17 protein-coding genes and 1 tRNA gene are annotated in these 20,144 nt (G+C 60.3%); 8 read left to right on the top strand and 10 right to left on the bottom strand.

What is annotated here, in order from left to right:
- Positions 1-44: 44 nt before the first annotated feature.
- The gene (locus tag P3T25_RS12940; protein WP_154557889.1) at positions 45-1,082 is read right to left on the bottom strand and encodes a DUF1338 domain-containing protein; all 1,038 of its coding nucleotides are present in this window, start codon (positions 1,080-1,082) and stop codon (positions 45-47) included.
- 168 nt (positions 1,083-1,250) lie between these two features.
- Here P3T25_RS12940 and P3T25_RS12935 point away from each other — a divergent pair, with 168 nt between their 5' ends.
- The gene (locus P3T25_RS12935; RefSeq protein ID WP_174825264.1) at positions 1,251-2,183 is read left to right on the top strand and encodes a LysR substrate-binding domain-containing protein; all 933 of its coding nucleotides are present in this window, start codon (positions 1,251-1,253) and stop codon (positions 2,181-2,183) included.
- Between the two features lie 49 nt (positions 2,184-2,232).
- Here the strand turns inward: P3T25_RS12935 and P3T25_RS12930 are convergent, their stop codons facing one another.
- The gene (locus tag P3T25_RS12930) at positions 2,233-3,366 is read right to left on the bottom strand and encodes a 4-hydroxyphenylpyruvate dioxygenase family protein (protein ID WP_154557890.1); all 1,134 of its coding nucleotides are present in this window, start codon (positions 3,364-3,366) and stop codon (positions 2,233-2,235) included.
- A gap of 292 nt (positions 3,367-3,658) precedes the next feature.
- On the bottom strand, positions 3,659-4,657 hold the full coding sequence (gene pcaQ / locus P3T25_RS12925; RefSeq protein WP_154557891.1) for a pca operon transcription factor PcaQ: 999 nt from the start codon (positions 4,655-4,657) through the stop codon (positions 3,659-3,661).
- A 107-nt stretch (positions 4,658-4,764) separates the two neighbouring features.
- Between pcaQ and pcaH the strand changes: the two genes are divergently transcribed.
- Entirely contained in the window at positions 4,765-5,469 is a 705-nt protein-coding gene (gene pcaH / locus P3T25_RS12920) for a protocatechuate 3,4-dioxygenase subunit beta (RefSeq protein ID WP_154557892.1), read from the top strand.
- A gap of 3 nt (positions 5,470-5,472) precedes the next feature.
- A complete protein-coding gene (gene pcaG / locus P3T25_RS12915) occupies positions 5,473-6,060 on the top strand; it encodes a protocatechuate 3,4-dioxygenase subunit alpha (protein ID WP_154557893.1) in 588 nt (195 codons plus the stop codon).
- Positions 6,061-6,252: 192 nt separating this feature from the next.
- Here pcaG and P3T25_RS12910 read toward each other — a convergent pair whose 3' ends face one another.
- The gene (locus tag P3T25_RS12910; protein ID WP_054034930.1) at positions 6,253-6,516 is read right to left on the bottom strand and encodes an H-NS family nucleoid-associated regulatory protein; all 264 of its coding nucleotides are present in this window, start codon (positions 6,514-6,516) and stop codon (positions 6,253-6,255) included.
- Between the two features lie 460 nt (positions 6,517-6,976).
- Between P3T25_RS12910 and P3T25_RS12905 the strand changes: the two genes are divergently transcribed.
- The 3 genes from P3T25_RS12905 (at position 6,977) to P3T25_RS12895 (ending at position 8,620) form a co-directional block, all read left to right on the top strand.
- Positions 6,977-7,612, top strand: a complete 636-nt coding sequence (locus P3T25_RS12905; RefSeq protein WP_093635011.1) for a LysE family translocator — start codon at positions 6,977-6,979, stop codon at positions 7,610-7,612.
- Positions 7,613-7,906: 294 nt separating this feature from the next.
- Positions 7,907-8,110, top strand: coding sequence for a cold-shock protein (locus P3T25_RS12900; RefSeq protein ID WP_007178877.1), 204 nt, complete (start codon positions 7,907-7,909; stop codon positions 8,108-8,110).
- A gap of 285 nt (positions 8,111-8,395) precedes the next feature.
- Positions 8,396-8,620, top strand: a complete 225-nt coding sequence (locus P3T25_RS12895; protein WP_093635010.1) for a hypothetical protein — start codon at positions 8,396-8,398, stop codon at positions 8,618-8,620.
- A 93-nt stretch (positions 8,621-8,713) separates the two neighbouring features.
- Here P3T25_RS12895 and P3T25_RS12890 read toward each other — a convergent pair whose 3' ends face one another.
- Positions 8,714-10,345, bottom strand: a complete 1,632-nt coding sequence (locus P3T25_RS12890) for an acyl-CoA synthetase (RefSeq protein ID WP_429358191.1) — start codon at positions 10,343-10,345, stop codon at positions 8,714-8,716.
- A gap of 158 nt (positions 10,346-10,503) precedes the next feature.
- Between P3T25_RS12890 and P3T25_RS12885 the strand changes: the two genes are divergently transcribed.
- Positions 10,504-11,250 carry a Crp/Fnr family transcriptional regulator gene (locus P3T25_RS12885; RefSeq protein ID WP_154557895.1) on the top strand — a complete coding sequence of 249 codons (747 nt, stop codon included), beginning with the start codon at positions 10,504-10,506 and terminating at the stop codon, positions 11,248-11,250.
- 258 nt (positions 11,251-11,508) lie between these two features.
- Positions 11,509-13,068 (top strand): methyl-accepting chemotaxis protein, encoded by a 1,560-nt coding sequence (locus P3T25_RS12880; protein ID WP_154557896.1) that lies wholly within the window; start codon positions 11,509-11,511, stop codon positions 13,066-13,068.
- A 122-nt stretch (positions 13,069-13,190) separates the two neighbouring features.
- Here P3T25_RS12880 and P3T25_RS12875 read toward each other — a convergent pair whose 3' ends face one another.
- The 5 genes from P3T25_RS12875 to rpoD form a co-directional block, all read right to left on the bottom strand.
- Positions 13,191-13,544 carry a transposase gene (locus tag P3T25_RS12875; protein ID WP_154557897.1) on the bottom strand — a complete coding sequence of 118 codons (354 nt, stop codon included), beginning with the start codon at positions 13,542-13,544 and terminating at the stop codon, positions 13,191-13,193.
- A 331-nt stretch (positions 13,545-13,875) separates the two neighbouring features.
- Positions 13,876-15,207: an IS4 family transposase gene (locus tag P3T25_RS12870; protein WP_429345660.1), complete on the bottom strand. Its 1,332-nt coding sequence runs from the start codon at positions 15,205-15,207 to the stop codon at positions 13,876-13,878.
- Between the two features lie 140 nt (positions 15,208-15,347).
- A complete protein-coding gene (locus P3T25_RS12865; RefSeq protein WP_429358190.1) occupies positions 15,348-16,490 on the bottom strand; it encodes a porin in 1,143 nt (380 codons plus the stop codon).
- A 954-nt stretch (positions 16,491-17,444) separates the two neighbouring features.
- A tRNA-Ile gene (locus P3T25_RS12860) sits at positions 17,445-17,532 on the bottom strand.
- A 152-nt stretch (positions 17,533-17,684) separates the two neighbouring features.
- Positions 17,685-20,075 (bottom strand): RNA polymerase sigma factor RpoD, encoded by a 2,391-nt coding sequence (gene rpoD / locus P3T25_RS12855; protein WP_154557899.1) that lies wholly within the window; start codon positions 20,073-20,075, stop codon positions 17,685-17,687.
- Positions 20,076-20,144: the final 69 nt, after the last annotated feature.

Genomic DNA, 20,144 nt, shown 5'->3' with positions numbered 1-20,144 from the left:
ATGTCTCGTGTCCGACGCTCGCGCTATCACCCTGCGCTTACAAATTAAGCCGCCTGGCTCGCGGTCATCTTGAAGATGCCCTGCGCGTTGCCCGCGTCGAAACGCAGGTCCGTTTCCCAGCGACGCGCGTCCTGATCGAAGGTCCGCTTGCGCGTGATGAACTCGTAGAACGAACCCGGCACCTCGCGCGTCACGATGCTGCCATCGGCCGCACGGAATTCGCGCCGCACGATGTCCGCACGGTATGCGGTCTGAAACACACGGCCCGAACGCGAACGCTCGACTTCCGGCTTCATCGGACGACCCTTCGCCTTTTCGTCGTCGGAGAGCTTGAACACGTCCGCGACGCGATCGGTAGCGTGATTGAACGCATTGCCTTCGGTCGCGATCCACGCCATTTCTGCCGACTCCTTCAACAATACTTCGTAATCGGCTTCGCGTGGCGTCTCATGCTGACGGGCGAAGGCGCCGACGATCACCGGCAGCAACGCGTGAGCCGCCTCGAGCGGCAACACGCCGTCGCGTTCGAGCTCCCACAACTGGCCGGCGGCTTGCGGCGTCAACGGATCGCGCGAGGCGCCGATCACGTTCGTCACCGCCTGCTGAAACTCTGCCGAGAAACGCTCGGGATGCAATTCGCTGACGAAGAACTGCGCGATCTCATCGGGGGCGTCATCGTGCGCCCAGGCGCGGCCGGTCATGCCAAGGCGATCGAGTGGATAACGGCCGTTGATGCTGAAGCCGAGCGGACGCAGGATGCGCGCGAAAGCCGCTTCGCCCGGCGGCAACGCGCCGCTCGCCGCCCAGCGCACCGTGCGCAATGCACCATGATCGAAGTAGACACTGCCACCAGCGGCGATCGCCTCCTCGGTGTACTGGCGGCCATTCGCCGAGCGCGCCAGCAGGTCTTCGAACAGCGCCATGTTCATCGCCTGCGCCAGTTCGGCGCGCGTAACGGTGCCGCCCTCCCATTCGTTAAGAATCTGCGGATGGTTCAGGGTGGCGAACAGCCTCGCGGTTTTCTCTGCGCCGAGCAGTTTCAGCAGCAGTTGTTCGACATTCGCATTCTTGATGTTTCGCATATCGGTTCCGGGCGGAGCGCGGTGAGCACGCGTTCGTGTGTTTGAAGATGGCCTGCCGGCATGGCTTCAAGGCGCAAGCACGGCATCGTTGGATGCAAGATTATTCAAATTCGCAGCACTGCCGTAAAGCGAGATAAAATCGCCACTTGATGCGTTTTTGGAATCAACGTGCGAAAGTTCAAGATCCCCAACATGGGCGCGCTGCTCGCTTTCGAAGCCGCCGCGCGGCACGAGAGCTTCACGCATGCGGCGCGCGAGCTGTTCCTCACCGAAAGCGCGGTGTCCCGGCAGATCAATACGCTGGAGAGCAATCTCGGCGTGCGGCTCTTCGTGCGCGTCAAACAGCGCGTGGTGCTGACCAAGGCAGGCAAGGTCTATAGCGCGCAGGTGCGGCGCTCGCTGGAACAACTGGACCGCGACACGCTGTCGATCATTGCGCATGGCAGCGGCGGTGGTTATCTGGAACTGGCGGTGCTGCCGACTTTCGCATCGCAATGGCTGATTCCGCGGCTGGCGGCATTCAACGCGCAGTATCCGGACGTGCGGGTCAATATGGGCGTGCGCACCGGCACCTTCCCGTTCGCCGATACGCATTTCGAAGCCGCGATTCACTACGGCAAGCCGACATGGCCAGGCACGTCGGCGGATTTTCTGTTTAGCGAGGAAGTCGTGCCGGTGTGTGCGGCGAGTCTGCTGGCCCGGCCCGTGGAAACTGCGGCAGAACTGCTGGACTACCCGCTACTGCATTCCACCACCCGGCCTGACGGCTGGGCGTCATGGTTCGCCAACCTCGGCGTCGACGATAACCGGACGATGCAAGGGGTCCGGTACGAACTCCACACGATGCTGATCAGCGCCGCCGCGGCCGGTCTCGGCATCGCGCTGGTGCCGCGCTTTTTCGTCGACGCACAGCTCGAACAGCTCGGACTCGTGATGCCGCTCGACGCACCCGCCGTCGCCGACTCGGCGTATTACCTCGTCTATCCGACGGAGTTGAGCCACGGTAAGCCGCTCACGAGCTTTCGCGAGTGGCTGTTGCGGGAAGCGGCGGCATACAGCGCCGTGAATCCTGGGCTGGGCGGCAATCCCGATACTGATTGATTCAGCGGCAGGCGCCGAGTGGCAAACGGCAAGCGCTAAGCGTTAAGCGTTAAGCGCCGGTTTGCTCGCGTGCCTGCGCCAACGCGCTCAAATTGCCTTCGCCGAAACCGTGGTGACCCTGCCGTTGCACGATCTCAAAGAAGATCTCGCCGGCGCCGCGTCGCACAAAGGTCTGAAAGAACAGCAGCGGTACGCCGTCGGCGCCGATCTCGCCGTCCACCAGAACATGCGTGCGCTTGAGCCGCTCGACATCGAGCCCATGACCTGGCAGGCGCGCGTCCAGTTGCTCGTAATAGCGCGGCGGTGGCTCGACGAATTCGACGCCGTTCGCGAGGAGTTGCTCGACGCACGCAAAGATATCGTCGGTGGCGAGCGCGATGTGCTGCACGCCTTCGCCCGGATGATCCGGCAGATAGTCGTGCATCAGATTCGTACGGCGCGTGCCTTCTTCATACAAAGGCACGCGGATCGCGCCGCATGGCGACACCATCACGCGCGATTCCGCGGACACATGCCAGTTCGCGTGCAGTTCGTGAATCTCACGGAAGTTAAGCAGGTCGCGATAAAAGTCGAGCCATTCCTGCATCCGGCCCTCACCGACCGTTTGCGTCAGATGATCGACCGCAACCAGGCCGGTGCCCGCGTGACTCAGATCGGCGTGCGCGGTATCGATCTCGATCGGACGGAAGTCGATGTCGAAGATCGAGATGTCGCCGAGGCCGCCGCGCTGGCCGCCACGGCCGCGCCACCGGTCGACGAAATAGATGTGCGAATCGCCAATGCCCTGGATCGCCGGAATCAGCAACTCGCCCGCACCGAGGCGTTCGCCTTCGAACGCCCATGCACCGAGTTCGATCGCGCGGTCGAAGGCGCGCTGCGCGTTGGCCACGCGAATGCCGATCGCGCAGATGCCGGCGCCGTATTCCTCGGCGTAGCGCTCGGCAAACGAATCCGGCTCCGCGTTGATCAGGAAATGCATCTCGCCCTGGCGATACAGCGTGACGTCCTTGCTGATATGGCGCGCAATCGCCTTGAAGCCGAGTTTCGTGAACGTCTCGCCGAGCGCCTTCGGCTCGCGCGAGGCGAACTCCACGAATTCGAGGCCGGCGGTGCCGAGCGGATTGTGCTCAGGCGCCGACACGGCGCGCAGCGCGGCGTCTGGAGTGGGCAAGTCGCTGGGCATGGCAATCTCCTTGTGCAGTCTTTCGTACGCTGTTGCGCGTGTTCGTGATGTTTCTGCTGTTCGGTGCACGCCGTCATTCACCTGAAGTGTGACACCGTATGCGCGGTGTGCCGCAGCAATGCGGCCCGTGACGGCTTTTGCACCGTGTTTGTACACCGGGTAGCAGGGCGTTCGCAACCTTCATTTTGTACTGGATGGTTCACGCGGGGAGAATTGGGCCGCAGCGGGCGTCTACTGCGCCTCCTGCATTTCCCGTGACTCCCGCATCTCCAGCTTCGCTTGGCGACGTGCGTCAGGTCTTGGACATGCCGCCGCGACTGCGTTTGGACGCACGTTTAACCGCAGGCTTGCCAGCGGCCGCCGCCATGCGCTGCTGCGCAACCTCGCGCACGGCATCGATAAACGCCCGTCCCACAGGAGACGGCTGCGTGTCCGAGCGCCGGATCAGCCCCACAGGCTCGCCGGTGCCCGCGAACGGCAAGGGCAAACGCACCAACATACCGTGCACCAGTTCATATTCGACGGCGCTCAGTGGCACGAACCACACCGCGTCATTCTCCAGCGTCAACGCACGCCCCGTCGACACCGACAGCACTTCGACAAACCCCGACAACGGCGGCACGCCCCACGCGCTCAACAGGCTTTCAGCCGATTGCCGGATCAGCGTGCCGAACGGCGGCAGCACCACCGGAAAATCCTCCAGCGACGTGGCCGGCAAGCCGGCCCCCAGCGCCAACGGATGCCCGGCGCGGACCACGGCAATCAACGGCTCGCTGAAAAGCTGCTCGAAACTGAGCCCAACCATCCGTTCCGGGTCCGCCAGACGCCCGATCGCGAATTCGATCGTGCCGGCCTTTAAACGCTCGAGCAATTCGGGGTTGGCGCCGGTGGCAAGGCGCACGATCACGCGCGGCCAAAGCGCGGCGAACCGCTTCAGCACCGGCGGCACCAGCGCAGCCGCGACGGTCGGCAGAATGCCGATTTCCAGCGTGGCGGCCGCCGCGCCTTCCGCGCGCGCCAGCAAGTCCACACCCTGTCGCAACGCACTGACACAGGCGCTCGCATGCGGCATGAAGAGCTGCCCCTCGCGGGTCGGCACGGCGCCGTGGCGGCCGCGCTCGAAGAGCTTCACGCCGAGAATCGCCTCCAGTTCGGCAACCGTCTTGGAGACCGCGGGCTGCGTAATGGACAGGCTTTCGGCCGCCCGCTGCACGCCGCCGAACTGGGCGACGGCCAGGAAGCACTGGAGATGACGGAATTTGACGCGGCTGTCCGCGAGGCTGCGTTGCATAACGGTAGGTTATACGAAATGGGCGAAAACGTCATTTTGCATAACCTCTCAGGTTAGATAAAGTCGCTCCATACGCTGTATCCCACAATTCCCCGAAGGAGACACTGATGGACGAGTCCTTTCTCACCGCGCGCGACTTCGCGTCCCACCCCGCCTACGTCTATCCCGGCTACGGTTCTTCGGTCAAACGCGGCCCGACGCGTCCGCTGATTCCGCTGAAGGAAAAACTGCGCGACCAGCGTGTACCGGTCTACGGCACCGAAGACCTCGGCGCGCTCGATCACGATCTGACGCGCAATGCGGTGCGCAACGGCGAGCCGCTCGGCGAGCGCATCATCGTGACGGGCCGCGTGCTCGACGAAGGCGGCCGCCCGGTGCGCAATACGCTGGTTGAGATCTGGCAAGCCAATGCTGCCGGCCGCTATGTGCACAAGAACGATCAGCACGACGCGCCGCTCGACCCGAACTTCCTCGGTGCCGGCCGCTGCATCACCGACAACGAAGGCCGCTATCGCTTTCTGACGATCAAACCAGGCGCTTACCCTTGGGGCAATCACCCGAACGCGTGGCGTCCGAATCACATTCACTTCTCGCTGTTCGGCGACCATTTCGGCTCGCGCCTCGTCACGCAGATGTATTTCCCCGGCGACCCGCTGCTGGCCTTCGACCCGATTTTCCAGGGCACGCCCGAGCACGCACGCGACCGCCTGATTGCAGGCTTCTCGCTCGATACGACGCAAGAGGCCTATGCGCTCGGCTACGACTTCGACATCGTGCTGCGCGGCCGCAACGAAACTCCGATGGAGCGCTAAGCCATGACGACCCTCAAACAAACGCCTTCGCAAACGGTTGGACCGTACTTCGCCTACGGTCTGTGCCCTCAGCAATACGACTTCGCCTTCAAGAGCCTGTTTACGCCGGTTCTGGCCGACCGCGAAGCGGCCGGCGAGCACATCACGATCGTCGGCCAGGTGTTCGACGGCGACGGCAAGGTGATCGGCGATGCGATGCTGGAAGTGTCGCAGGTAGACGCGCAAGGCCACTACCCGGAATCACGCGAGGAAATCCTGAAGACCGGTTTCCGCGGCTTCGCCCGCGTCGGTACGGGCACCGATCCGCTCCAGCGCTTTGTCGTTGAAACGGTGAAACCCGGCCGCGCAAACCCGGACGAAGCGCCGCATCTGAATGTGATCGTGACGATGCGCGGCATGCTGCTGCACACCTTCACGCGCATCTATTTCGAGGACGAAGCCGAGGCTAACGAACGGGATGCCGTGCTGGCAGCGGTTCCGGCGGACAGGCGTGGCACGCTGATCGCGCGCCGCGAGCCGAACACGGCCAATGTGTACCGGTTCGATATCTATATGCAGGGCGACAAGGAAACCGTGTTTTTCGATCTGTAACGCGGATTTTCTATACTTTCATAAAGCTTTCACATACACTGGAGATGATCCGTCTAGCGACTGGATCGCGAAACTCCGAGTAGGTTAAGCCCGCCCCGCGCGGGCTTTTTTTTGGATGCCGAATCAATTGGCACAACGCGATATCGCGCAGCCACGCAGGAAAACGATTAGCAGAAGAAACTGAGGCCCCGCTCAACAGCGGAAATGGTCGATGTTCTGTCCAGCGTAGATTGCACGCGCAAGCCAATCCGGCTTTTCGCCATGACCGTCCCACGTATTTCCGTAGGCGTCGCGATACATCACGGCCCGCACTGCGGCTTTGTCGGCCTCGATTGCATCAGCAAGCGCTTCAATCGTAATGCCGTATTCGTCCATGCGTCGGCGGATCCACACGATCAGGCGCTCACGCGCATTCCCGTCGAGGTCGAACAGCCGTTGTTCTTCTCGCTCTTTCATAACGTACCGGTTTCGCGGCTGATAGTGCTCGCGTTGGAAAAACAAAGGCTTCGCTAAACAACGCGAAGCCTATGCGTGAATCAGATGGGTTGAGTGCGAATCGAACTCACGACGCCGCGCCTGATGCGCGACAACTCGCATCGGGAATCATGCCCAATAAATCCTGGATTTAGGGGAATTCGTCGGCAAACGGCTCGAATCGCGCCCGATCGGCCTTGGTGCTCCAAGGCTGCTTTAGCGTATGGGAGGGCATTCTAGCATCCAATTTCCGCTGCTTGCAGCAACTGATTGGCTGCGTGCGGTGATGGGCTTTCTTTGTCATTCGGTTGGCGTTCGTTACCGGCTTTTTCGATTCTTATTGGTTCTTTATTGGTTCTATTGGCGCTGACCGAAAACAAAACCTCGCCCTCCCATGCTATGTTCACTGATCCGCATCGCCGCCTGTAGGAGACACACAAAAATGCCCGCCTCGACCGCCATCGTCACAATCCTGGCCGCACTGCTGCTCGGTGCAATGAGCCCAGGACCGAGCTTCGTTATCGTTGCACGCAATGCAATCGGACTCTCGCGCGGCGACGGCCTTGCAACGGCGGCCGGCATGGGCATCGGCGGCGTGTTCTTTAGCGGTATCGCCTTGCTCGGCCTGTACACCTTGCTGGCGACAGTGGAATGGCTGTACGTCGGCTTGAAAGTGGCCGGCGGCCTTTATCTGATCTACCTTGCGTCGAAGATCTGGCGCGGTGCGGCCAAACCGCTCGCGTTCGACGCGGCGCAAGCCGCCGCTACCAACGTGCGCAAATCCTTCTGGATCGGTTTGAGCACACAACTCAGCAATCCGAAGACAGCGGTCTACTACGGCAGTATCTTCGCGGCCTTGCTTCCGCAACATCCGCCGCTGTGGTGCTACTTTGCATTGCCCCCTGCGATCTTCGCCATTGAAGCCGGCTGGTACACCGTGGTCGCCTTGTGCTTTTCGAGCAAACGTCCGCGCGAAATCTATCTGCAGTGGAAGGCCTGGATCGATCGCGTCGCCGCAAGCGCAGTTGCCGCGCTCGGATTACGCCTGATCCTGACAGCGCATAAAGTGGGCATCTGAAACCGAAACCCAGTTGGAGTGACTTGCCGTGCCGCGCGACACGGCAAGTAAGCAACGAGGGTCACATGACCACACGCCCCTCATGCACAAACGATGCCCATAACAAAACAGTTACAAGATAAGTGTTGACGCTGACATGGCCCGGCGGTTACTGTGGCATCCGAAGTTCAAGAAGTTCGATTGCTGTTCATCAATGTCTCGCTCCTCAGCGGTATTCGTTGTCCTCTCCCTCCTTGACCCTTCACGCGCTCCTCAACAGAGCAAATTTTTCTATTTTTTCCTCAAGGATTCTTCATGGATACCGGTACCGTTAAGTGGTTCAACGACAGCAAAGGCTTTGGCTTCATCACCCCGGACAAGGGCGGCGACGACCTGTTCGCGCACTTCTCCGAAATCAGCGGCGACGGCTTCAAGACGCTGGCTGAAAATCAGAAGGTGAGCTTCGAAACGAAGCAAGGCCCGAAGGGTCTGCAAGCGGCTAACATCAAGCCGATGTAAGTTTGAAGGGCTCGGTGTCCGGCAACGGACATCGGGCTGCAGCGACATCCTCGCGGAGCGTTGTCTCCCACAGTTGGCGCGATCGCTTTTAGCTGCATATATTGTTCAGCTAGCCTAAGCGCCAAACGCCTCGTTGCACCTCATTCTCCCCTCTGGCTTTAACGCCCTTTTTAGCTTTCCGACTGCGTTTGGATTCGGCTCGCAATGGCTTGAATCGGCTCGTCCGCGTGACCCGTATAACGGCTCGCACGGCAGGCGCGCACTCGAACATTATTAAAATATAAAATGCAAAACAAACATATTCATCATTACAACGGCTATGCCGTCAAACCCTCGGCACATCGTTTGCCCGACGGTAGCTTCTCATCCAACCTGTTGCTCGAACGCGCTAACAGCGCGCGTACCGAAGGGCGCTACCAGTTCTATTCGCTCGATTACTTCCCGAACGAAGAACAGGCACTGCAGCACTCGGCACGCTGGGCACGACGTTGGGTCGACACGCGCGGTTAAGCGCTTGTCGAAACTGATGCGCGCGGAATCCCGCGCTTGCATCGCTCAGCACCCATAGCGCGCCATTCGGTGCGCTAGACCCTCGCGCGCGATCTATTCGGTTTGTTCCGCCTTGATCCGCGCGCGCAGTTCGAACTTCTGAATTTTTCCCGTCGACGTCTTCGGCAATTCGCCGAAACGCACCGCCTTTGGCAGCTTGTATCCCGCAAGAAATAGCCGGCAGTGCGCGATGATCTCTTCTGCGCTCACCTGAGCGCCCTCCTTGAGTTCGACGAACGCGCAGGGTACCTCACCCCACTTCGGATCGGCCATCGCCACCACGGCGGCAACCGACACCGCAGGGTGACGGTACAGCGTGTCTTCGACCTCGATGCTCGAGATGTTCTCGCCGCCCGAAATGATGATGTCCTTGCTGCGATCACGGATACGGATGTAGCCGTCAGGCATCCGCACGCCGAGATCCCCGGTATGGAACCAGCCGCCGCGGAAGGTCGCTTCCGTGGCGCGCTCGTTCTTCAGGTACCCCTTCATGCAGATATTGCCGCGGAACATGATCTCGCCGAGCGTTTCGCCGTCGTCAGGCACGGGCGCGAGCGTGTCCGGATCGAGTACCGTAACGGCCGCCTGCAAGTGATAACGCACACCTTGCCGCGCGTTCATTTCGGCGCGCGCGTTGTCGTCGAGCGTGTCCCATTCTTCCTGTTTTGCGCAGACCGCGGCCGGGCCGTAGGTTTCGGTGAGTCCATACACATGCGTCAGATCGAAGCCGATCTCCTTCATCTTCGCGATCACCGCCGGTGCGGGGGCCGCGCCCGCCACCATCGTCGACACGCGATGCGTGATGCCCTCACGCCATTCGGCGGGCGCATTCGCGAGCGCGCTTTGCACGATCGGTGCGCCGCAATAATGCGTGATGCCTTCGCGGCGGATCAGGTCAAACACCGTCTTCGCGTCGAATTTGCGTAGACAGACGTTGACGCCGGCACGCGCGGCAACGGTCCATGGGAAACACCAGCCGTTGCAGTGAAAGAGCGGCAAGGTCCAAAGGTAGACCGCATGCTTGGGCATATCCCATTCGAGGATATTGCTGAGCGCATTCAGATACGCGCCGCGATGGTGGTAGACCACGCCTTTAGGGTCGCCCGTCGTGCCCGAGGTGTAGTTCAACGCGATAGCGTCCCACTCGTCGGCGGGCAAGGTCCAGGCGAACTCGGGGTCGCCGGTTTGCAGGAAGGCTTCGTAGTCGGTTGCGCGGATAAACTTGCTGGCGTCGGCGGGCATCGCATCGGCCACGCTGATCACGCGCAACTCCGGGAATTCCAGCGCGGCGCGGTGCGCCAATTCGCTGTACTCCGTATCGACGATCAAGGCCTTCGCCTCGCCATGACGCAACATGAACAGCAGCGACGATACGTCGAGCCGCGTATTCAGCGTATTGAGCACGGCGCCGGCCATCGGCACGCCGAAATGCGCTTCTATCATCGGAGGAATATTCGGCAGCAAAGCGGCAACCGTGTCGCCGCGTTCTATACCGGCCTGCTGCAGCGCGCTGGCCAGACGCCGCGCGCGCTCGTAGGTTTCGCGCCAGTTACGGCGAATCTCCCCATGGACGACCGCCAGCCGCTCACCGTAGACTTCCGCTGCGCGTACGATGAAATCGATGGGCGTCAGCGGGACATAATTGGCCTCGCGCCGCTGGAGGCCTTCTTCGAACATGTGTGTCATCGCTTTGTCTCCTGAGGCGCTGGCCGCGCCGTCGATTTTTCTGATTGATGAGCTAGCCTAGCAATTGTCATGGTGAACTGTCTGTCATTCAAATGACAGAGTGACGCGCCCTGGTTCTATTCAACCGACTTCACCCGCCTACACCCCGCTCGCCGCTTATGGAAGACGCACCGTTTACCGTCGTCGCAGACTCCCACCCGCACCGGCCTGAACGGGTCCCGCGCGCCGATCTGCCGCGGCTTTTCGGCACCTGCGCATGGTTCAGGGCGCTCGCCGCCGAGCACCAAGCCATCGTGCTTGCCAGCGCGCACGCGGAGCGGCTGGAAGGGGGAGCTTGGATCGCGCGCCGCCAGGAGCCGTCAGACTACTGGATCGGCGTCCATTCCGGCCTCATCAAACTCGCCATCTACAACGCCTCGGGACGCAGTTGCACGCTCTCCGGCGTGCCACCCGGCGGCTGGTTCGGCGAAGGCAGCGTGATCAAGCGCGAATTGCGCAAATACGACGTGGCCGCCATTCAGCCTTCGCTCGTGATGTTCGTGCCGTCGGAGACGTTCCATGCGCTGCTCGAATCGAGCCTACCGTTCACCGGTTTTGTGATCCGGCAGTTGAACAACCGCATGGGCGAATTCATCGCGTCGATCCAGAATAGCCGTCTGCTGGATGTCGACGCGCGCGTCGCCCAGTCGCTCGCGCAACTGTTCAATCCGGACCTCTACCCCGATACCGGTCGCACGCTGGCCATTTCGCAGGAAGAAGTCGGCCTGCTGGCAGGCGTGTCGCGGCAACGGATCAACCAGGCACTGCAAAACCTCGAAAGGCTGCAGATTTTGCGCCTCTCGTACAACCAGATCGACGTGCTGGACCTCGAACGCCTGTGCGCGTTTGGTCAAGAACAGATCTAGGGTAAGCGCGTGCGCCCGGCTGCCTCTTGCAGCTCGCCGCGGTTTCCCGCGATTTTCTACGGGTTTTGGCTCCTTTTTCCCCGATTTTCCTCGACGTTTCCCGTATTTCATCGGTCGCCTCGGGCCGGAAATTCACGTTTCAGGCGGCAATTTCGGACGCCGGAATAAAGAATCCACAGCAATAGCCGTTATGCCGGCTATGCAACGCAGATTGCAGCCCCTCCCTATTCCGAGTTCAACGTATTGTCGAAACCGATAATGAACCGTCTGACACTAAAACAGAAATTGTGGGTGCCGATACTGCTTTGCTGGGCGGCGCTTCTGATCGTGACCGTTGTGAATGCGTTCGATGCACGAAACGCTCAAATGGACGCACGGCGCGCGGATCTGGCCGACGTCACCGACATGGCGGTGTCGCTCGTCGCGGACTACGCGAAGCAGGCCGACGCGGGCAAGCTCCCGGTCGATGAGGCCAAACAGCAGGCCATCGCCCGCATCACTGCGCAACGCTACGGCACATCGGGCTACGTGACGATCGTGCGGAGCGATTCGGTAATGGTCGCTCATCCGATGAGTCCGAAGCTGAACGGCAAGGATATGAGCAGCTTCCGAGACGCCAAAGGCAATGCGCTGTATCACGACATCGCGCAGGCAGGCGGCTCGGCGAGCGGCGCAGGCTATCTGCGCTACTGGTGGCCGAAACCCGGCGAGACGGCGCCGAGCGAAAAGATCGGCTATGTGAAGCGCTTCGGCCCGTGGAACTGGGACTTTATCGCCGGCGCCTATATGGATGACATCCAGGCGCAGTTCTACGCGACCCTCGCGCGCTCGGCCGGCATGCTGGTGCTGCTGGGTGTGCTGGTGTCGTTCGTGGCTTCGCGGGTGGTGCGCAACGTATCGCGTTCGATCGGCGGAGAGCCTTCCACGGCAGCGGCGATTGCCATGCAGATCGCGCGCGGCGACCTCGCCACTCACATCGACCTACGGCGCGACGACGCGTCGAGCCTGTTGTTCTCGCTGCGCGAGATGCGCAATCAACTGGCTGCGACCGTCGCGCGGATCAAGACGTCCGCCGAAACGATCACGATCGCCTCGAAAGAGATCGCCGCGGGCAACCTGGATCTGTCGAGCCGTACCGAAGAACAGGCCGCATCGTTGCAGCAGACTGCCGCCAGCATGGACGAACTCACCAAGACCGTCACGCAGAACGCCGACAATGCGGCGACCGCGTCAGAACTCGCGGCGGATGCATCGAACATTGCCGCGCGTGGCGGCGAGGTCGTCAATGACGTGGTCGAGAAAATGGCCGGCATCACCGATAGTTCGCGCAAGATCGGCGAGATCATCAGCGTGATCGAAGGCATCGCCTTCCAGACCAATATCCTCGCGCTGAACGCAGCGGTGGAAGCGGCGCGCGCCGGTGAAGAAGGCCGCGGCTTCGCGGTCGTTGCGGGCGAAGTGCGCAATCTCGCGCAGCGCAGCGCGACGGCAGCCAAAGAGATCAAGGTGCTGATCCATCAGTCCGTCGCGCAGGTCGGCGAAGGCTCGACGCTGGCAGGCAAAGCCGGCAGCACGATCAGCGAGGTGGTCGACGCCGTGCGCCGCGTGACGGCGATCATGAACGAGATCTCGGCGGCCTCGAAAGAACAGAGTTCGGGTATCGGCGAAGTCAATCTCGCGATCCGCCAGATGGACGATGTGACGCAGCGCAATGCTGCGCTAGTCGAACAGGCAGCGGCTGCAGCCGGTTCACTCGACGAGCAGACCGAACGTCTGCGAAATGCGGTTGCAGTGTTCAAGGTCGAACAGCATGCGTGATTGAGCGGTGCCTTCGATCAGCACCTTCATGCAGCAGGCCAAAGCATGCGATTGAAAAGGCCGTCATCCGGTAACCGGATGACGGCCTTTCTGCTTGTTATTCCGAAACGGTTCTGAGCCTGCTACGCTGGGCGCGGATAGCCCCTGCGAGTGATAGGCCGCGTCAGCATGGCATCGGTATCGAACAAGGCAAAGGCGATATTGGCCAGCACCCCTGAATTCTTCCAGCGCAAATAATAGCGATGCGCGGTCTGATAAGGCGCATAGCGGTCGGGCATTGCGTGCCATGGCTTGCCAGTGTGCAGCACCCACAGCACGCTGTTCACCACGCAACGGATGTCGATGCTGGGACGGCCACGCCGAGGTCCGTGATCTTTCATTTCAGGCAGGAGCGGCACGATGAGATGCCATTGCTCGTCGGTGAGATCCTGAATGGCTGGCGAACGAGCCAGCGGGTTTGAAGCGGGAGTATCCATGCAGTAAGAACGCGCACCTGCAGCACACGTGCTAGCGTCGCCGCGAAAAATGTCTATAACTCAATCGTTTCAGACTACCCCAAGCGCGCTGTCGCGAAAGTCAATTATTGTCAGACTCGTGTGCACAATTGTTAGAAATCGCCATACGTTATTGCGCCAATGGATTAATGGCGCGGCGGAGGTGGTGGCCTATCATCGGCGCGCCCGGCGCGTAGCAAGCCTGCGCGTCCCGCCCTTGAATGGCGCACCACGGCATCCGGCATTCACGCCGGGTGCCGACCACCAAAGTGGCGCGCCCATAAAAAAAGGTGCCGCGAACGGCTAATGCCGTTCAGTTAAGATCCTTCTTCAAGAAACGAACGGTATAACGGTGAGGTCGAGATTTGACGACCCGGTCGCATGCGCGGCCGGGTCGTTTTTCATTGGGCAGCGACTTGAGGCGCTCACGCAGGCGCTTCAGACAGGCGGGCAATTTCGCATAGGCCGGCGTTAGCGCGGCCCACATCATTTCGTGCTGGATCGTGTGCAGGGCGCGCACGAAGCTGATATCGGTCGGCTCGAGTTTCGCTTCCCATGCGGCGCTGGCGATCTCACGGCGAATCAGGTTGTAGGCGATCAACGCACCCCATATCTCCTGATACACACCTTCGACCGTACGACTGCGCAAGGTCAACTCCGAGCCGAGCATCGATTGCTTAAGCTCGCGGTAGCTGGTTTCGATCTGCCAGCGACGCTCGTAGCAGGCCAGGATATCAGCGGGTTTGAAGCGGCGACGATCGCCCAGCGAAGTCAGTAGCACGCGTTCGCGCCCGCGCGCATCGATGGTGCGGATCGCCCGCGCATTCCAGAATTCGGGCAAAGCCGGACACTTCTTGCGCGCCTGCGGCGAGACGCGCATGCGTACCGTCGCATCGTCAGCGGTACCCGCGATCACTTCCCAGCAGCTATTGGATTTGGCGGGAATCAGGAAGTGGCGGTTACGTCCTCCCATCGTCAGGCCACAGAGGATTTCGGCAGACAGAAAGCCTTTATCGAATACCGTCAGCGAATCTTCCGGTATCTGCGGCAACAGGCCTTTTGCATACACCATCTCGTTGGTGTCGTAACGACCGAAATTGATGTCGGCGACCAGATGCGTTGGAATCGCCGTGAGCGTCACTGCGCGCACCTGCGGATAGCTGGCCACCCTGCCACCGGCGTAACCTTGCGCGCCGAAGTGCTCCCGGTTGGCGGGGCTGTCGGGCGTGCGTAGCGTGGTGCCGTCCATCGCCCACAAACTCAACCCCTTGAACGCATGGTGAGCCGCGTCCTGCCGGGTCCAGGTCCGAGCTGTCCGGTCAAAAAGCCAGGCCAGCGGCGCTTCGCCGATGCGCTGACGCGCCTGCGTCACCGCGCTCTTGCTGACGAATGGTGCATCCTCGCTGGGTAGCGCCAGATCGAGTCCGTCGAGCACTTCACTGATTGACCAGTGCCGGTACATGGCCAGAGCGATCACCAGCCATACCACCTGCTCGGCCGGCAGGCGTCGCCGCCGCAGGCTTGCCGTCCCCGTAGCACGCACCGCGTGCTCAATCCATTCGTAAGGCAGATGCTCAGCCAGCCGGCTCAGGTCGGCTACCGGCTCTTGCGCTTCGATCAGGTAGGTAAGGTGGGCTGAGAGCATCGCGCCGAAAAGTTAACACCCCGGCGCGCCGTTTACAACCTCTTCCTGCTCTGCAAATGAAAATGCCGTTCAGTGCTAACTGAACGGCATTAGCCGCGAACGGCACCTTTTCTGCAACAACTAGCTTCTTCTGCTGAAGCTTAGAAGCGGTGACGCAGACCGACCGTAGCGGCCGTCTGGTTCTTCGACGACGACGGCAGTTGCGTCACGTCGCCGCTGTAGATCGAAGCAACACCGCCGTCGCCCATTGCGTGCTGGTACACGGCTTGTGCGTAGACGTCCGTACGACGCGACAGCGAGTAGTCAGCTTGCAGGCCGATCTGGTGGTAGCGAACCGACTCCGAACCACCGTTTGCAGCAACGCCGTAGCCCTTGCCGTCGGTGAACGTGTAAGCAACGCCCAGGCCCAGAGCCGGGGTCACGTTGTACTTGCCGTTGACTTCGTAGTTGTTGGCGCGCAGCGATTGTTGTGCGCCAGCGACGTTGTCGATACGCGATTGCGTCCATGCCAGACCGACGGTAGCCGGGCCGAACGAGTACGAACCTGCTGCGCCGAATTCACGCTGACGGAAGTTACCGGTGAGGCCCAGGATCGAACCGTCCGAAGCTCCGCCGTTGCTTGCCGTGCCTGCTGCGTTCCTTGCGCCCGGGTTGTTCTGCTGTGCGTAAGCAGCGCCCAGGTGCAGGCCTTGCCACTGGTATGCAGCACCCACGCTGTATTCGCGGTTGTTTGCGAATGCGCCAGCCTGGTTCGAGAAGCCGTACGTGCCGCCGAACGTGAAGCCAGCGTAGTTAGCGCTCGAGTACTTGATCGAGTTGTTGACTGCGAAGCCGCCGTTCGTGTTCAGGTTGTCGTTGTTGAACGGGTGCGCGAAGTACGTGCCGCCCCAGCTGCCCGTTGCGGTCAGCGGTGCCAGGTAGTCTTGTGCCGCGTCGTATTGACGACCCAGCGTGACCATACCGAATTGCGCGCTCGACAGACCGACAAACGCTTGACGGTTGAACATGCCGTTGTTGTTAGCGAACTTGCCGTTGTTGATATTGAAGCCGCTTTCCAACGTGAAGATTGCCTTCAGACCGCCGCCCAGATCTTCCGAACCACGCAGACCGAACATGCTTTGGTTGATGCCGCCGCTACCTGCTGCCCACTTTGCGTTGTGGTTGACGTTGCTGGTGTACGTCAAGCCTGCGTCCAGCAGACCATACAGGGTCACGCTGCTTTGTGCGTGAGCGACGGAAGCAAACGATGCGGCAACCGCAACGACGATGAGACTCTTTTTCATGCGTGGGACTCCAGTTCGATAAATTTACGCGGGGAGCGGGACCTGCCTCAGCAGCGCATGCATCATTCGCTGCCGCCCTGTTCGCCGACCCGTTTCGGATCAGCTGGGCACCCTTGAAACGAAGCGTGAGTGTAGGTGGAGACCCTAGTAGCGACGCCCGCAATTTACGCAACAGGATTTTTCAGAATCCGCAACAATCAAATCGAGATATGCATTAAGTCTTTATCTTTCATACGCTTATCGCAAAATGTGGATGAATGTACGCCTGCTCTGGACAAAAGTTATCCGCAACATCTCAATATTAAAGTTGTGTGAATGCAACAGCATTTAATATGCGTGACGTAATCGGGTCGGAACGTTTGAAAAATGAGAGACATCTGATTGCTCGGAAATCAGGCGATTGCGATAGGCCTAAATCGATGCGGTGTAAATTTATTTTGGAAAAGCGGGAACTTAATTGATTTAATGCAGTCGGCGATTTAACACCGAATACTCCGAGGAACGGGTATCTGCATTAGCTGTGATTAAAGCGGGTCGCGAATTGTCGAGCGGCGTGGCGAAGTGGAGTCAGGCGAGGTGAAGCCTTCAGCACGGGCATTGCCCGGAGGTGAACTGCGCGGCGCCAGCCGTCGTGTGACAAGAGCCCGTGCTGAAAGCGGACGACATACATCGAACAGCCTTCCGTATTCATTTAACGGCACAGCCGTGCACTTTTTTACACGGAGTTTTCCTTACCTCCCGGTCGCCGGTCCATATGGCCCGCAGTGGAACCGGTTAGGCCTTAAGAGTCGGCGCACGCTGGCGCCAGGTTCGCCGATCTCTTCTCGAAAGTGAAGCGTGATATTGCGCGGGAACACGCGACGCTTAATAAGCGGCATATTGCCGCATCTGATATTGGATTCTCACCACAAAACAAAAAGGGTTCCGAAAACTCGGAACCCTTCTTTACATCTATGGTGGGCCGGGTCGGAGTCGAACCGACGGTGTCCTTTCGGAGGCGGATTATGAGTCCGCTGCCTGCAACCAGCACGGCGTCCGGCCCAAGAAAAAGACCCGGTCATGAAGGCCGGGCCAATTCGTTGATTGGCCGACATACTACACGAAAAAGGGGCCTTCGCAACCGCTTCGCCCAAGCGAAACAACCGGAAGACCCCTTCAAACCGCTACATCATTTCGCACGACCGCCTACTTCGATCAATTCCCTTCGAGGAACGACTTCAGCTTGTCCGAACGGCTCGGGTGACGCAGTTTGCGCAGCGCCTTTGCTTCGATCTGACGGATCCGCTCACGCGTCACGTCGAACTGCTTGCCGACTTCTTCGAGCGTGTGATCGGTGCTCATTTCGATACCGAAACGCATGCGCAGCACCTTGGCTTCGCGCGGCGTCAGCGAGTCGAGCACGTCCTTCACGACGTCGCGCATGCTGGCATGCAGAGCGGCGTCGGCCGGCGCAACCGTGTTCGTATCTTCGATAAAGTCGCCCAGATGCGAATCGTCGTCGTCACCGATCGGCGTTTCCATCGAGATCGGCTCCTTCGCGATCTTCATGATCTTGCGGATCTTGTCTTCCGGCATTTCCATCTTCTCGGCCAGCGTTGCCGGATCCGGCTCGAGACCGGTTTCCTGCAAGATCTGACGCGAGATGCGGTTCATCTTGTTGATCGTTTCGATCATGTGAACCGGAATCCGGATCGTACGCGCCTGGTCAGCAATCGAACGCGTAATGGCCTGACGGATCCACCATGTTGCATACGTGGAGAACTTGTAGCCGCGACGATATTCGAACTTGTCCACCGCCTTCATCAGGCCGATGTTGCCTTCCTGAATCAGGTCGAGAAACTGCAAACCACGGTTCGTGTACTTCTTCGCGATCGAGATCACGAGACGCAAGTTCGCCTCGGTCATTTCACGCTTTGCCTGACGCGCTTTCAGTTCGCCCGCCGCCATCTGGCGGTTGGTTTCCTTCAGGTCCTTCAACGGCAGTACGACGCGCGCCTGCAGGTCCAGCAGACGTTGCTGCTGTTCGCGAATGGCCGGAATGTTACGCGTGAGGATCGCGCTATACGCGTGACCTTCACCGACGATCTTGTCAGCCCATTCGAGATCCGTTTCGCTGCCCGGGAAACGCGCGATAAATTCCGCACGCGGCATGCCGCACTTATCGACCACCGTATGCAGAATCTGACGCTCGACCTGACGCACTTCGTCCACTTGCGCACGCAACGTGTCGCACAGACGCTCAACGGTACGCGCGGTAAAGCGGATCGTCATCAGCTCGTTCTGGATCGTTTCCTGCGCCTTCAGATACGACTTGGACTTGTAGCCTTCCTTCTCGAACGCACGACGCATCTTGTCGAACCATTCGCTGATCATGGCGAACTTCTCGAGGGACGCACGCTTGAGCGCTTCCATCTGCGCTGCGTTGGCCGTGGCTTGCGCCGCGCCGTCGTCTTCTTCCTCGTCGTCCGATTCCTCTTCCTCGGCTTCCTCGTCTTCGCTTTCGATCGCTTCCGCTTCCTGCGCCGAGAAGCCGTCTGCATCTTCCGCGTTGGCGTCGATCAGGCCGTCGACCAGTTCGTCGATGCGGATTTCCTCGTTCGCGACGCGCTCGGCCATCGCCAGAATGTCGGCGATCGTGGTCGGGCACGCGGAGATCGCCATCACCATGTGCTTGAGGCCGTCTTCGATCCGCTTGGCGATTTCGATTTCGCCTTCACGCGTCAGCAGTTCGACCGTACCCATTTCACGCATGTACATGCGGACCGGGTCCGTTGTGCGGCCGAATTCGGAGTCGACGGTGGAGAGCGCGACTTCCGCTTCCTCTTCCACTTCGTCGTCTGACGAAGCAGCGGGTGCGTTGTCGTTCAGCAGCAGCGTTTCAGCATCCGGCGCCTGCTCGTACACAGCCACGCCCATGTCGTTGAACGTGCTGATGATGCCTTCGATCGCCTCGGTCTCGGTGAAGTTGTCCGGGAGGTGGTCGTTGATTTCCGCGTACGTGAGGAAGCCGCGCTCCTTGCCGAGCTTGATCAACGCGCGCAGTTTGGCGCGGCGCTCTTCGAGTTCCTCGACGGTGCCCGGCTGCGACGACGCAAACGCGTCCTTCAGCAGTGCTTTTTCCTTTGCACGACGATCGCGAGCCTTGACCTTTTCCACCTTGCCGGGAACGGCAGCAGGGGTTTCTTCGCTTTGGGTTGCGTCGTCATCGACGGGTGTTTCGTTCAGCTTTTTCGTCATGGAGTTCGTCGTACCGGCTGTAGTCTCGACTCGCGGCTGTTGGACAACAGCCGGTTGAACCGTGGATACTGGAGTCTCACGCTCTACCGCATCGTCCTGCGCGGCAGGCGCTTCCCTTGCGCTTCTGACACCCGGCCGTTTTGCGGCCGGTGGTGGTACAGCTTTCGCCGCCCTGACCGGCTCCGCTCGCGCAGCGGAAGTGGTCGAGGATTTCTTCCCGGCAGCAGGTGTGACGCTTGCGGCAGACGCTTTTCTGGGGGAAGAAGCTAACTTGGCCTCGGTGACCTTTCTGGTCGGCTCATTCGAACCTGTGCCCGTTGCTTTTTTCCCGCCTGGTGTCTTTGCCATCGCAATCGCCTTTTCGCCTTTGCTAGGAAAACCATTGAAAAAACAAACCGCTAGAAACTTTTTATTATA

Source organism: Paraburkholderia sp. GAS32 (assembly GCF_050434225.1).
GTDB lineage: Bacteria > Pseudomonadota > Gammaproteobacteria > Burkholderiales > Burkholderiaceae > Paraburkholderia > Paraburkholderia madseniana.
The sequence above is the reverse complement of the archived record's forward strand: the minus strand, read 5'-3'. Positions and strand labels throughout refer to the sequence as shown.

Bases quoted from the DNA above. Each gene is read 5' to 3' on its own strand.
- pcaG (WP_154557893.1), top strand. From the start codon at position 5,473: ATGACGACCCTCAAACAAACGCCTTCGCAAACGGTTGGACCGTACTTC.
- P3T25_RS12885 (WP_154557895.1), top strand. From the start codon at position 10,504: ATGGAAGACGCACCGTTTACCGTCGTCGCAGACTCCCACCCGCACCGG.
- P3T25_RS12910 (WP_054034930.1), bottom strand. From the start codon at position 6,516: ATGAAAGAGCGAGAAGAACAACGGCTGTTCGACCTCGACGGGAATGCG.
- P3T25_RS12890 (WP_429358191.1), bottom strand. From the start codon at position 10,345: ATGACACACATGTTCGAAGAAGGCCTCCAGCGGCGCGAGGCCAATTAT.
- P3T25_RS12865 (WP_429358190.1), bottom strand. From the start codon at position 16,490: ATGAAAAAGAGTCTCATCGTCGTTGCGGTTGCCGCATCGTTTGCTTCC.
- pcaH (WP_154557892.1), top strand. From the start codon at position 4,765: ATGGACGAGTCCTTTCTCACCGCGCGCGACTTCGCGTCCCACCCCGCC.
- P3T25_RS12895 (WP_093635010.1), top strand. From the start codon at position 8,396: ATGCAAAACAAACATATTCATCATTACAACGGCTATGCCGTCAAACCC.
- pcaQ (WP_154557891.1), bottom strand. From the start codon at position 4,657: ATGCAACGCAGCCTCGCGGACAGCCGCGTCAAATTCCGTCATCTCCAG.
- P3T25_RS12900 (WP_007178877.1), top strand. From the start codon at position 7,907: ATGGATACCGGTACCGTTAAGTGGTTCAACGACAGCAAAGGCTTTGGC.
- P3T25_RS12875 (WP_154557897.1), bottom strand. From the start codon at position 13,544: ATGGATACTCCCGCTTCAAACCCGCTGGCTCGTTCGCCAGCCATTCAG.
- P3T25_RS12940 (WP_154557889.1), bottom strand. From the start codon at position 1,082: ATGCGAAACATCAAGAATGCGAATGTCGAACAACTGCTGCTGAAACTG.
- P3T25_RS12905 (WP_093635011.1), top strand. From the start codon at position 6,977: ATGCCCGCCTCGACCGCCATCGTCACAATCCTGGCCGCACTGCTGCTC.
- P3T25_RS12930 (WP_154557890.1), bottom strand. From the start codon at position 3,366: ATGCCCAGCGACTTGCCCACTCCAGACGCCGCGCTGCGCGCCGTGTCG.
- P3T25_RS12870 (WP_429345660.1), bottom strand. From the start codon at position 15,207: ATGCTCTCAGCCCACCTTACCTACCTGATCGAAGCGCAAGAGCCGGTA.
- rpoD (WP_154557899.1), bottom strand. From the start codon at position 20,075: ATGGCAAAGACACCAGGCGGGAAAAAAGCAACGGGCACAGGTTCGAAT.
- P3T25_RS12880 (WP_154557896.1), top strand. From the start codon at position 11,509: ATGAACCGTCTGACACTAAAACAGAAATTGTGGGTGCCGATACTGCTT.